We start from the raw sequence: 12,028 nt of genomic DNA, 5'->3' as shown, positions 1-12,028 counted from the left end.
ATTTCGTACAATAACGCGAAACAATATTTCAGCTTCTAAATTGAAGCCAGCGTGTTAGATGGCGGCAGGTGTGCATATGAATCGTTATGGAGCGAATAACGAATTGATGGAGGGGTTCCCCATGTCATTTTTTGACAAAGTCAAGCAAGGTGCATCCGACGCAGCCAAGAAAGCACAGCAAACGGTCGAAATAACGAAGTTGAAAGCGCAAATTTCATCCAAGGAAAAAGAGATCGAGAAGATTTACGGCCTCATCGGCGAATCCGTCTACACGGCCTATGTCGCCGGGGATCCGTCACGCTATGGCGAAATCGTAGAAAGCTACAGCCAAGGCATCGCTGCGGTGAAGCTGGATATTGAAGGGCTCGAGCAGAAGCTGATCGAGGTGCGCGGCGAAAAAGAATGCGTCTGCGGCAAAGTTGTGCCGTCAGAGACGAAATTCTGCTCGTCGTGCGGGCATCAGTTTGGTTGAGCGCGAAGTAATGAGAGAGAGGCAGCCCTTTGGGGGCTGCCTCTTCTTGCTGTGAGGGTCATTCGGATGGAGAGCATCAAGCCTGCAAAAAGGCAGGAATTTCCCTTGCTTCCTTCAGGATTCGATGTAATGCCTGCAAAAAGGCAGGAATATTCGGCGAGACCTCTCTTTTTGAATGGGCCTGGCTTGAAAAACTGCTTTATCGCAGGCATTTTGCGAAAAACACCATTTTTTTGAGAAAAGCCTGCTTTTTCGCAGGAGATTTCCCTCTCCTCTTCGCTAAGCGATTCTCGTTGAGCATCGCCCACCCTACACCCGCGTCATCTTCCTGCAAGCCATCGGCGTCTGCGACGTCACCTGCTTGAACACGCGCCCGAAATGCGCGACACTTTCGAAGCCGGCTTGCTCGGCGATGTCGATGACTTTCATCTTCGTCTCGCGGAGAAGCCGCTGAGCTTCGCGAACGCGTACGCTATTAAGGTACTCCACGAACGAGAACCCTGTTGTCACCTTGAACGAGCGGCAGAAGTAGCTTGGCGAGATGTGGAATTTGTCCGAGATGGTGGCCAGGCTGAGGCGCGACTGATAGTGCTCGTTAATGTAAGCGACGATTTCAAAAATTTTCGGATGGCTCGCCTGCGGCTGCTCATCTGTCGCTTCCTGCGAGTCGATCAGACGCGTACAAAACACCAAAAGCTGCGTCAGCAGCGCTTGGCTGCTCAGCTCCCAGCCGGTCTGTTTGTGCTGTTGTTCGCGCAGCATTGTGAACAAGAGATTTTCGGCAAATGTCCGGTCTGCGCCTTTTAGCGAAAAGATACGCTGCTTGTCCCGGAACGCCGCAAACGCCAATTCCTTGGATGGCTCACTTAAATCACGCAGCCATCGGTCGTTGAAGCTGAGCAAGATTCGCTCATGAACGGCGTTGTCGGCGTCCAGTGTTTTATGCAGCTTGTTGCGGTCGATGAACACCAGATCCCCCTCCTGAACGAAGTAGGAACGATCCTGAATAAAGTAATAGCGCTTGCCGCTGAGCAAGTAATAAATTTCGTAGTGGTCGTGAAAATGATTCACAGGCATCGTATAGGCTTGCTCTCTGCGAATCCGCCCGATTTCATAGCGAATCATCGGCTCAATCAATGGAGTCACCTTCTTTATTTCCGTATGCTCCTCTTATTTTACAGCAAAATATGCAAGGAAATAAAGTCGTGAAGTAATATTTGATTAGAAACGCAACAAATCTTGTATTATCCTTAACGTAAGTAAGACATGACGAGAGGGGTATTCACAAAATGGCGAAAAAGCGTTATGCAGTAGTAGGAACTGGTGGACGAGCTGAATTTTTCTATGGGGCGATGGTGAAGGATTTTAATGAAACATCCGAGCTTGTCGCGATTTGCGATTCCAATCAAACCCGCATGAACTATACCAACAAGCTGCTCAAAGATAAATACGGCTATCATGAAGTGCCGACGTATAAAGCGGAGCGTTTTGAAGAGATGATCCGGACGGAAAAACCGGACTACGTGATCGTCACGACAGTTGACCGCACGCACCACACTTACATCATCAAAGCGATGGAATTGGGCTGCGATGTCATTTCCGAGAAGCCGATGACGGTGGACGAGGAAAAATGCCAAGAGATCCTGGACGCGATCGAGCGTACCGGCCGTCAACTGCGCGTAACGTTCAACTATCGCTATGCGCCGCATAATACGAAAGTTCGTGAACTTATCATGGACGGCGTTATCGGTGACGTGCATTCCGTACATTTCGAGTGGCTGCTCAATACGCAGCACGGCGCGGACTACTTCCGCAGATGGCACCGGGACAAAAAGAACGGCGGCGGCCTGCTGGTGCACAAATCTACGCACCATTTTGACCTTGTGAACTTCTGGCTCGGCACGCAGCCGCAAACGGTGTTTGCGATGGGCGACCTGATGTTCTATGGCAAAGCGAATGCTGAGAAACGCGGCGAAACGAAGTTCTATCAACGCGCGACAGGCAATGAGAACGCCCAAGGCGATCCGTTCGCGCTGCACCTCGACAGCAACGAGCACTTGAAAGGCCTGTACCTGGATGCGGAGCAAGAAGACGGCTACCAACGAGATCAAAGCGTATTCGGCGACGGCATTTCCATTGAAGATACGATGGGCGTGATGGTCCGTTACAAAAATAAAGCGATCTTGACGTACTCTTTGAACGCGTATCTGCCTTGGGAAGGGTTCAACGTGCACATCAACGGCAGCAAAGGCCGTATCGAAATGCGCGTTGTCGAACAATCCTACGTGAATTCCGGTGGGAAAAAAGAAGACGAAGGCGCTTTGAAAGAGAAATCCGTCAAAGTGTTCCCAATGTTCGCGGCACCTTACCAAGTTGCCATTGAAGAAGGCGTAGGCGGCCACGGCGGCGGCGATCCTGTGCTGCTGAAGGATATTTTCGACGAGCCGGCTGCGGACCGTTTCAACCGTGCAGCATCGCATGTGGATGGCGCGATGTCGATTCTGACTGGCATCGCGGGCAATATTTCGATGCGTACAGGCTTGCCTGTTAATGTCGATAAGCTGGTGAAGTTCTAGCACGGATCTCGGAGAGGAGCGATTACCATGTGGCAGCCGGATACGAGCTTGGAACAGCTCTATGAAGTGCATGAACACAGACGAAGGGAACGCCGGCTTAAGATGGGAGAGCCTGCGTACAGCAACTGGCTGAGAGATCGGCTGGCGGCATCGCTCCGGATGGAGGTCGAAGCGGAAGAGGCGCTTCGGCCTCTTCCTCTTGAAGCCGCGGAGCTGGACGATCACATCCGCGAGCGGGTGGAATTCAGCACAGTGTGGGGCCTGCGCGTGCCGGCTTATGTACTGAAGCCGAAAGGGCTGACAGCGCCTGCGCCGGCCGTGCTTGCGATTCACGGCCACGGCTACGGCAGCCGGCAGATCGCCGGCATGAACCCTGACGGCTCGCCGCACACCGGCCCGCACGATCTTCACGGCAATTACGCGCTGGAGCTGGTGCGGCGCGGTTTTGTCGTGCTCGTGCCGGAGGTGATCGGCTTCGGCGACCGGCGTCTTGCGGCGGATCAGCAGGCCGGCAAGGTCGGCAATTCCTCCTGCCAGACGCTGGCTTCGCATCTGGCGATGTACGGCGTTTCGCTGGCGGCGCTGCGCGTGACAGAGGCCGTCAAAGCGCTCGACCTCCTAGCGACGCTGGAGGGCGTGGATCCCACGCGGATCGGCTGCTTCGGCTTCTCCGGCGGGGGCCTGATCGCAGCGTACACGGCCGCGATCGACGAGCGCATTCGGGCGACGGTGCTGTGCGCCTTCACCAACACCTTCAAAGACAGCATCATGCGCGTGCCGCACTGCATCGATAACTACCTGCCCGGCGTGCTGACGTACGCCGAGCTGCCCGAATTGCTCGGCCTCCTAGCGCCGCGCCCGCTCTTTATCGCTTCCGGGGAAGACGACCCGATCTTCCCCGTAGATGGCGTCAGGAAGGCGCTGGCCTTCCTGGAAGAGCGCTACGCCGCGCTGGGAGCGAGTGGGAGCCTCGGCTCCCATCTCTACGCAGGCGTGCATGAAGTGAACGGCAGCCAGGCCTACAGCTGGCTGGCCGGCGCCTTGCGCAGCTAGTATAGCGGCGGTTCGAGCCTGATTATCAGGCTGCCTGAACCGCCGCTTTTTCATGCCGTGTTATACTGATCGCCGCCAAAGCCTGCAAATTGTACTCACGATCCTATCTTATCCCGTCGTTCTATGCTAACCTAGTAGAAGTCCTTGTGAGAGGAGAGTTACGGTGAAAAAGATTTTGATCACAGGCTACCGCGCGTCGGAATTGGGGATCTTCTCTCTGAAACATGCGGGCATCGGGATTATTAAGAAGGCGATCCAGCGACGATTGATTCCGCTTCTGGAAGAGGGGCTGGAATGGGTTGTCGTGAGCGGCCAGTGGGGCGTCGAGCTATGGGCGGCGGAAGCGTCGCTCGAATTAAAGAAAACAGGTTATCCCCATCTGCAGTTGGCGGTGATTCCCCCTTTTTTGGAGCAGGAGGAAAAGTGGGGCGACGATAAGAAAGCATACTACGCGAATGTTTTGCGCGGGGCGGATTATGTGAACAGCGTGACCAAAACGAAGTATGACGGCCCCTGGCAGTTCAAAGAGCGGGACAAGTTCCTGCTGCGCAATACGGACGGACTGCTGCTTGTCTATGATGAAGAAACCGGCGGATCGCCGCGATATATCAAACAGCAGGCGGAGCATTTTGGCGAGCGCCAGACGTATCCGTTGATTGTCATTAACAGCTTCGATCTCGCGAGCGTCGCGGAAGATGAGCAGGGGGAACTTCCCGCAGCCGAAGCAGACTACGATTTATATCCGGCGGATCCAGGTTACGACGACGAAATATAAAAAGAAACGGCCGCATCTGTTGCGGCTTTTTATGTTTTTTTGGCCCGTGAAACGGTATTAGGCGTTTGGTTAATTATAAGATCGCAATTAGCAGGACTCAGGGGTTCAATTGTTGAATTAAAGTATGCACAAAAGTTGTCGGATAGAGTCATAATTTGATCAAGATTTGATACTTTAGACCTATTAAATGACAAAAAGGGATTGTCTAATTAGGCGAATGGACTTATCATGAAGTAAGGGGTTACATTTTTTTTATCCATTAGTTGCTATGATTATCCTTTATATACAGCATTTCTTGGATAGTCAGAATATTGGAAGAGGTGGCTTATACATGGAAAAATCATCATGGATCGGAATTGTTCTCGCGTTTATCTCGATTGGCGTCGGGATGGTGCTGAAAGGGGCGAGTCTCGCTGCGTTGCTCAACCCTGCGGCGGCGCTCATTATTTTTGGTGGGACGACTTCGGCTGTGTTTATCGCGTTTTCATTAGATGAAGTGAAGAAAATACCGAAATTGGTGAAAATTATTTTTACCGAGCAGAAATTCATGCCGAAAAAAGAATTGGTGGAAACGTTTGTCAATTGGGTTTCCATTACCCGGCGCGAAGGCTTGCTTTCCTTGGAGAAGCAGGCGGAAGAGCTGCAAGATCCGTTTATGAAAAGCGGTATGCGCCTCATTATTGACGGCAACGATCCGGAATTCGTGCGCGATGTACTGCTTGAAGATATTGCCGAGATGGAAGCGCGGCATAAGAAATTCGCCGGTATTTTCACGCAAGCCGGTACTTATGCGCCAACACTTGGGGTACTCGGCGCGGTTGTGGGTCTGATTGCGGCGCTCGGGAATTTGAGCGAGGTTGAGAAGCTGGGGCACTTGATTTCGGCTGCCTTCGTTGCAACGATGTTCGGGATTTTCCTCGGTTACGTTGTATTTCACCCTTGCGCGAACAAGCTGAAACAGAAGTCGAAGAAAGAAGTGGAGATCAAATTGATGATCGTGGAAGGTCTTCTTTCCATCCAGTCCGGCGTTTCCGCCAATTCCGTGAAGCAGAAGCTGCTGATTTTCATTCCGAATAATGAGCGCGAAGCGTTCGAAGAGGGGATGAAGGAGGGCGCTGCGTCTTGAGTAAAAAGAAGAAGCATGAGGATCATGAAGAGCACGTGGACGAATCCTGGCTCATTCCGTACGCCGACTTGCTGACGCTGCTTCTCGCGCTGTTTATTATTCTCTTTGCTTCCTCGCAGATTGATTCGAAAAAATACGATTCCATTATGAGATCGTTGAATAATGCTTTTACGGGCGGAGAAGCACCGTTTGCATCTTCGAATCTGATTCCGATCAACGATGCGGCGAACTCGACGAAAAATAATAATAGCAATCAGAACCCGCCGACGAAGCAGGAATCGCATGTGGACAGCCAACTGGCAGCCAAGCTGCAAAAGGAAGAAAAGGATCTCCAAGAGTTGAAAAAAAGTATGGATGCCTTTATCAAGGACAATGGGTTGGCCGAGCAGCTGACTACCAAACTGGATCAGGATAAATTAACGATTACAATCAGCGATAAAGCGCTGTTTGATTCAGGCTCCGCGACGATCAAGGGGGAAGCGCAGCAAATTGCGGCAAATATGAGGAACTTGTTGGCGCAATACCCAAACTATCAAGTTGAGGTAGCGGGGCATACGGATAACGTTCCGATTAATCGCGCCGACTTCGAAACGAACTGGGATCTCAGCGCCAAGCGGGCCGTCAATTTTATGAAAATATTGCTGGTGAATCCGCAGCTGCAGCCATCGCTGTTCTCCTCCATCGGCTTCGGTGAATACCGTCCTGTCGCCGACAACGCGACGCCGGAGGGCCGGGCGAAGAACCGCCGTGTCGAGGTTAGCATCCTGCGCAGCGTTAAAGCTAGTGATGCAATTGCGCAATAAAAGTAAAACCCCACGGGGCTAAGCGAACTTTCCTGCTTGGCTCCGTGGGGTTTCTGTGTTTTATCTCGATTTCAACAGCTCGCGCTCAGGAGCTTCCGTTTTCGCGCTTTCTGTTTTGGACTCCGGCGCAGACACCTGCGGCTCCGCCGTCTGGGAAGGCGATGCTTCTTCTATTGGAGTCGGCTCCTGCACAGCGTTCTGCGGCGTGTCCGAAGCGATGTCTTCAACTGCCTGGGCCGCAGCTGCAGTTTCTTCTGCTTGTGTATGCTCAGGATGCAGCAAGCTTATGGGCTCCTGCCAAGCCGTTTCCTCGCGTTGCTCCGGTGAAGTTTGTTCCGCTAGAACAACCTCCGCTTCTTCATTTTCCGCCGCAATCTGGAACTTGCTGATCTCGGTAAACAACCGCTGCGCTAGTGCCAAAATATCATCGGACTGCTCCGCAATGCGTCTGACCGAGGAATCCTGCTCAATGCTCGTCGAGTTGACCTCTTCGACGCCAGCGGCCGTTTCCTGCGCAATGGCCGCTAAGAATTGAACCGAATCGACGAGTTGGACGTTCCGGGACTGCACATTTTCAATCTTTTGATGAATATGTTCGATTTGCTCTTTAATGCCTCTCGTCGAACGCTCGATGCTGTTGAAGGAGCCGAAGGTCTCTTCCACGTGGCCGCTTTGCGTCATGGCAGACTCGTGCGCAGCGCCCAGTGAAAGCTGCAGCTCTTGAATTTGCTTCTGCAGCGTGCCGATGATGCTGCTGATCGTCTTGGACGACTCGTTCGTCTGCTGCGACAGCTGGCGAATCTCATCGGCGATAACCGAGAAGCCGCGTCCGTGGCTGCCCGCCCGCGCGGCTTCGATGGCCGCATTCAGCGCAAGGACGTTCGTCTGCGTGGAAATTTCTGTGATCGAGCGGATGATAACGCCGATCTGTTTGGAGCTGGCGCCGAGCGTCTGCATGGCGCCGTTCACTTTGTGCAGCAGCAGCTGGGACTCGGCGGTCGACGCTTTCAAGGCGGTCACGGAGGTGACCCCTTGCTGCGTGCCGACGGCCGCTTCATCGCTGCTGCGCAGCATGTCGTTCGTATACGCGGTAATGTCGCGGATTTCTTCTTCAAGCTCGGCCATGATGGCCGAGCTTTGTTCGGTTTTGCTCGCCTGCTCGTCCGCGCCTGCCGAAATCTCATGGATTGCTTTGAGAATATCCGTGTTGGCGTTCGCCGTCAGCTGGGAGAAGCGGTGGAACTCATGCGAGTGCTCGGCCAGGGAGGAAGCGATGGCTTGTGTCTCGCCAAGCATGTGACGGACTTGAGCAATCATATGATCGAAGCTATTGCTGAGTTGTCCCAGCTCGTCCCTGGACGCCGAGTTAATCGTATGCGTCAGATCGCCTGCGGCAATGCGGGCAACGGCCCTTTGCAGTCTGTGAATCGGACGTGTAAAGGATGTGATAATTAGGAAGGCAATAACGACTGTCATCAGGAAGACGACACCGAAAGCAGCGAGCATAATGTTGCGGCTGTCATCGAGCGCCTTGGCCGAATCGGCAATGGCGGCGTCGGCGGCGTCGGCATAGGTGACATAGAACTTATCGACCAGTTCGAAGATCGTATTTTTTAACGTCTGCGATTCATTGTATAAGTATTGAAGATTGATTGCGAGGTCAGTTGGCTTCATTCCCGAATCTTGAATCATTCTGGCTGCGGTATCGAAATTGTTGATATAGTCGACCGACGCTTGAATTAATTTGCTGCGCCATACGAGCTGCTCGGGGGTCGAAGCGGTGTCGCCAATCTGTTTTATGTAATCATTGAACTGCGTGCGGTTGCCGTTATATCTCACGACGAATACAGGGTCTTTGGAGATTTCCAGCCCCGAAGCAATGATGTTTAACTCCTGCACCATATTTTTTAACTCAAGCGCTAGCACTTTCAGTTCGACTTTTTCATTTTGCTCCGCCATATGCTGTTTGATTTGGGTGACTTGATGCAAGTTGAACAAGGCAACGGCTAAAAAAATGAGAAGCACGCTGCTAAAACTGGCGATCAGTCTTGCACGCATCGTTACATGGGTCATTAATCTCTTTCGCATAATTTCCCTCCTATATATAGACAAGAATAGACAAAACAATCGTCTATCTACGATTAATATATAGGTCTTCTATTAACTAAAGCGTCGAACTTTGTAAATGATATGTAAATAAAAAGTTTTACATTACGTTTACGTTTCATGGGTTTGGAGTTTACATTCGATTGTTACGATAGGTTTGTCAGTTAGGAGGGCACACAACACGGGGCTCGATACTAACAAAAGTATAAACATACAATTAAAGGAGGACATGCTTACTATGTTTAAGTTCATGTCGAAAAAAGGGATTACATTAACACTATCTGCGGTACTTATGATGGGGTCTTTGGCTGCATGCGGTACAAAAACAGAAACCAATAACGGCAGCTCCGCTTCACCTGCTGCATCCACAGCGGCTTCCACTTCTGCAGCGCCGACAGCAACGCCTAAAACGGAGCTTACCGGCACAGTAACAGCTTCCGGTTCCAGCGCATTGCTTCCACTGGTTAAACAAGCGGCTACAGAGTTTATGGAGAAAAACCCGAAAGTAACCATTAACGTAACGGCTGGCGGTTCCGGCGTAGGCGTGAAAAACGTGGCGGACGGCACTTCCGACATCGGTAACTCCGACGTTGAGCCTGCGGCTGAGTTCAAAGATAAAGGTCTTGTTGACCACCAAGTAGCGATCGCACCTTTCGCATTCATCGTAAATAAAGACGTGAAAGTTGACAATGTAACGAAAGCGCAAGCGGCTGACATCTACATGGGCAAAATCACGAACTGGAAAGAAGTTGGCGGCAGCGACGCGAAAATCGTACTAGTTCACCGTCCAGACAGCTCCGGTTCCCGTACACTGGTGAAAAACATCATCCTTGACGGCAAAGAGTTCTCCAAAGATGGCATTACGCAAGAAAACAGCGGCGCGATGAAAACAGCGGTTGTCGGTCAATCCGGTTCCATTGGTTATGTGGATACACCGTATATCGATGACACTGTAAAAGCACTGAAAATCGACGGTGTTGCGTTCTCCGAGGACAACATCAAAAACGGTTCTTACAAACTGTACGGCGTTGAGCACATGTATACAAAAGGTGAAGCAAAGGATCCAGCGAAAGCGTTCATCGAGTACATGATGAGCAAAGAGTTCCAAGGCAAACAAGTTCGTGACCTGAAATTCCTGCCGGCTGATCTGCTCAAAAAATAATAGAGTTCCGCAACGAGAGAGGCGTCTGCTTACTAGGCAGATGCTCTTTTTCTTTTACAATTCGTAAACTTTTACATTGGCTTTACAATTCATTGATCGTCCATTGACATTCATCTTCTATAGTAAAGATAAGCCTTGGGCTTCACGAGAAAGGGGAGTCATCCTTGAACTATATGGTCAATCAACTTACCAATGAGAATTCGGATGTAAGCCGTCCTGTCATTACAAAATGGACACGCGGCCAGCATGCGCAAGACAAACTGATGAGAATGATTTTTGTGGGAAGCGCTGCGTTGGTGTCGGCGATTATTTTTTCCATCATTATTTTCGTCGGGATGCAGGGCATTAAAACTTTTCAAGGTGTAAGTCCGTTGGAATTTTTCTTCTCCACAGACTGGACGCCGGGTCAAAATAAATTCGGAGCTTTCCCGTTTATCTACAGCACGCTGCTGATGACGCTGGTAGCAGTCGTCCTGTCGGTGCCTCTGGCTTTGTCCGGCGCGCTGTTTATGGCGAAAATCGCGCCAAAATGGATGCGTGAAATCATGCGTCCGGCGACTGACCTTTTCGTCGGCATTCCATCCGTCGTGTACGGTCTGATCGGGATGACCGTGATCGTTCCGGCGCTGGGTAAATTCGCAGGCGGCATCGGCTACGGCATCCTGCCGGCCGCGATCATCCTCGCCATTATGATTCTGCCTACGATTCTCTCAATCTCGGAAGATGCGATCCGCTCGCTTCCGGGCCGTTTGGAAGAAGCCTCTTTGGCGCTCGGCGCCACGCGCTGGCAGACGATGTGGCGGGTGCTGCTGCCGGCAGCGCGTCCAGGCATTCTCACGGGCATCATCCTCGGGATGGGCCGTGCGATCGGCGAAACGATGGCGGTGTTCATGGTGATCGGGAACTCACCGCAGATGCCGAAATCGCTACTCGATTCCACAACTGTTCTAACAACGGCCATTGTTAAAGATATGGGAAATACAAGCTATGGCTCCACGTGGAATAACGCCTTGTACATGATGGCGCTCCTGCTGCTGATCATCTCGCTTGTACTCATTCTCGTTATTCGCATCGTAGCCAAGAGGAGTGAAGTGAAATGACCAGCAAAACGACAGATCGTATCGCCACCGTCTACTTCTGGGCTTCCGGCATCGTTATTATTGCCATCTTGGCCTGGTTTATTATCCGGATTCTCGGGGAAGGTGTACCGCATTTATCCTGGCACTTTATTTTCGGCAAGCCGGAGGAAATTAAGGCGGGGGGCGGGGTTGGCCCGCAGTTGTTCAACTCCTTCTATGTCCTGTTCCTGTCACTGCTGATCTCTGTGCCGATCGGGTTGTTTGCCGGCATTTATCTGGCCATTTACGCGCAAAAGAATTGGTTCACCGATCTCGTCCGCATCTCCGTTGAGGCGCTGTCGTCGGTACCTTCGATCGTATTCGGTCTATTCGGTTTCTTGTTATTCGCGAACCTGCTGGGTTTGAAATTCTCCATTCTCGGCGGTGCGGCAACCGTTGCCTTACTGAATCTGCCGGTCATGGTGCGCGTCACGGAGGAGTCGATTCGCACGGTGCCGGATTCCTACTGGGAAGCGAGCCTGGCGCTCGGCTCAACCAAATGGCAGGCGATCCGCAAAGTGCTCATTCCGGCTGCGCTGCCAACCCTGATCACGGGCATCACCTTAATCGCAGGCCGTGCGCTGGGCGAATCGGCGATTCTGATCTATACGGCAGGCCTGTCTGTTTCCCGCTTTTTCCCGGACTTTAATCCGCTCAATATGGGAGAAACGCTCTCTGTCCATTTGTGGTACGTAGGTGCGGAATCTCTCGTTCCCGATGCCAAAGCCATTGCCAAAGGCAGTGCCGCGCTGCTGTTGATTGTCGTGCTGATTTTCAACCTGCTTGTCAGCGTGCCTAGCCGAATCCTACAAAAACGACTATCCGGAGGAAAATAAT

At 51.8% G+C, this 12,028-nt stretch carries 12 protein-coding genes; 10 read left to right on the top strand and 2 right to left on the bottom strand.

Features of this window, described 5'->3' with window-relative positions:
* Positions 1 to 121 precede the first annotated feature (121 nt).
* Together ABE504_RS24395 and ABE504_RS24390 are read left to right on the top strand one after the other, a co-directional pair.
* Complete coding sequence (locus ABE504_RS24395) at positions 122 to 472, top strand: hypothetical protein (RefSeq protein WP_430093777.1); 351 nt, start codon at positions 122 to 124, stop codon at positions 470 to 472.
* Between the two features lie 66 nt (positions 473 to 538).
* Positions 539 to 709, top strand: a complete 171-nt coding sequence (locus ABE504_RS24390) for a hypothetical protein (RefSeq protein ID WP_430093774.1) — start codon at positions 539 to 541, stop codon at positions 707 to 709.
* A 72-nt stretch (positions 710 to 781) separates the two neighbouring features.
* On the opposite strand, the gene ABE504_RS24385 is transcribed toward ABE504_RS24390, so the two are convergent.
* On the bottom strand, positions 782 to 1,609 hold the full coding sequence (locus tag ABE504_RS24385) for a helix-turn-helix domain-containing protein (protein WP_430093772.1): 828 nt from the start codon (positions 1,607 to 1,609) through the stop codon (positions 782 to 784).
* A 152-nt stretch (positions 1,610 to 1,761) separates the two neighbouring features.
* Here ABE504_RS24385 and ABE504_RS24380 point away from each other — a divergent pair, with 152 nt between their 5' ends.
* The 5 genes from ABE504_RS24380 to motB all read left to right on the top strand — a co-directional run bounded on the left by ABE504_RS24380 (position 1,762) and on the right by motB (position 6,805).
* The gene (locus ABE504_RS24380) at positions 1,762 to 3,048 is read left to right on the top strand and encodes a Gfo/Idh/MocA family oxidoreductase (protein ID WP_430093770.1); all 1,287 of its coding nucleotides are present in this window, start codon (positions 1,762 to 1,764) and stop codon (positions 3,046 to 3,048) included.
* 27 nt (positions 3,049 to 3,075) lie between these two features.
* Complete coding sequence (locus ABE504_RS24375; protein WP_430093769.1) at positions 3,076 to 4,101, top strand: dienelactone hydrolase family protein; 1,026 nt, start codon at positions 3,076 to 3,078, stop codon at positions 4,099 to 4,101.
* A gap of 163 nt (positions 4,102 to 4,264) precedes the next feature.
* Entirely contained in the window at positions 4,265 to 4,876 is a 612-nt protein-coding gene (locus ABE504_RS24370) for a DUF1273 domain-containing protein (protein ID WP_430093766.1), read from the top strand.
* A 331-nt stretch (positions 4,877 to 5,207) separates the two neighbouring features.
* A complete protein-coding gene (gene motA, locus ABE504_RS24365; RefSeq protein WP_430093764.1) occupies positions 5,208 to 6,002 on the top strand; it encodes a flagellar motor stator protein MotA in 795 nt (264 codons plus the stop codon).
* The gene (motB, locus tag ABE504_RS24360) at positions 5,999 to 6,805 is read left to right on the top strand and encodes a flagellar motor protein MotB (protein WP_430093762.1); all 807 of its coding nucleotides are present in this window, start codon (positions 5,999 to 6,001) and stop codon (positions 6,803 to 6,805) included. Before motA ends, motB begins: the two co-directional genes overlap by 4 nt.
* 60 nt (positions 6,806 to 6,865) lie before the next feature.
* Here motB and ABE504_RS24355 read toward each other — a convergent pair whose 3' ends face one another.
* On the bottom strand, positions 6,866 to 8,893 hold the full coding sequence (locus ABE504_RS24355; protein ID WP_430093760.1) for a methyl-accepting chemotaxis protein: 2,028 nt from the start codon (positions 8,891 to 8,893) through the stop codon (positions 6,866 to 6,868).
* A 256-nt stretch (positions 8,894 to 9,149) separates the two neighbouring features.
* Here ABE504_RS24355 and ABE504_RS24350 point away from each other — a divergent pair, with 256 nt between their 5' ends.
* The 3 genes from ABE504_RS24350 to pstA all read left to right on the top strand — a co-directional run bounded on the left by ABE504_RS24350 (position 9,150) and on the right by pstA (position 12,027).
* Positions 9,150 to 10,073, top strand: coding sequence for a phosphate ABC transporter substrate-binding protein (locus tag ABE504_RS24350; protein ID WP_430093759.1), 924 nt, complete (start codon positions 9,150 to 9,152; stop codon positions 10,071 to 10,073).
* Between the two features lie 173 nt (positions 10,074 to 10,246).
* Positions 10,247 to 11,173, top strand: coding sequence for a phosphate ABC transporter permease subunit PstC (gene pstC / locus ABE504_RS24345; RefSeq protein WP_430093809.1), 927 nt, complete (start codon positions 10,247 to 10,249; stop codon positions 11,171 to 11,173).
* Entirely contained in the window at positions 11,170 to 12,027 is an 858-nt protein-coding gene (gene pstA / locus ABE504_RS24340; RefSeq protein WP_126139490.1) for a phosphate ABC transporter permease PstA, read from the top strand. The genes pstC and pstA overlap by 4 nt, the downstream gene beginning before the upstream one ends.
* The last annotated feature ends 1 nt before the right edge of the window (position 12,028 follow it).

The sequence above is a fragment of the Paenibacillus oryzisoli genome (assembly GCF_050467285.1).
In the GTDB taxonomy this organism is placed as follows: domain Bacteria; phylum Bacillota; class Bacilli; order Paenibacillales; family NBRC-103111; genus Paenibacillus_E; species Paenibacillus_E oryzisoli_A.
This window is presented reverse-complemented; position numbering and strand designations above follow the sequence as displayed.

Bases quoted from the DNA above. Each gene is read 5' to 3' on its own strand.
- ABE504_RS24395 (WP_430093777.1), top strand. From the start codon at position 122: ATGTCATTTTTTGACAAAGTCAAGCAAGGTGCATCCGACGCAGCCAAG.
- ABE504_RS24390 (WP_430093774.1), top strand. From the start codon at position 539: ATGGAGAGCATCAAGCCTGCAAAAAGGCAGGAATTTCCCTTGCTTCCT.
- ABE504_RS24380 (WP_430093770.1), top strand. From the start codon at position 1,762: ATGGCGAAAAAGCGTTATGCAGTAGTAGGAACTGGTGGACGAGCTGAA.
- ABE504_RS24375 (WP_430093769.1), top strand. From the start codon at position 3,076: ATGTGGCAGCCGGATACGAGCTTGGAACAGCTCTATGAAGTGCATGAA.
- motA (WP_430093764.1), top strand. From the start codon at position 5,208: ATGGAAAAATCATCATGGATCGGAATTGTTCTCGCGTTTATCTCGATT.
- ABE504_RS24355 (WP_430093760.1), bottom strand. From the start codon at position 8,893: ATGCGAAAGAGATTAATGACCCATGTAACGATGCGTGCAAGACTGATC.
- ABE504_RS24350 (WP_430093759.1), top strand. From the start codon at position 9,150: ATGTTTAAGTTCATGTCGAAAAAAGGGATTACATTAACACTATCTGCG.
- pstC (WP_430093809.1), top strand. From the start codon at position 10,247: ATGGTCAATCAACTTACCAATGAGAATTCGGATGTAAGCCGTCCTGTC.
- pstA (WP_126139490.1), top strand. From the start codon at position 11,170: ATGACCAGCAAAACGACAGATCGTATCGCCACCGTCTACTTCTGGGCT.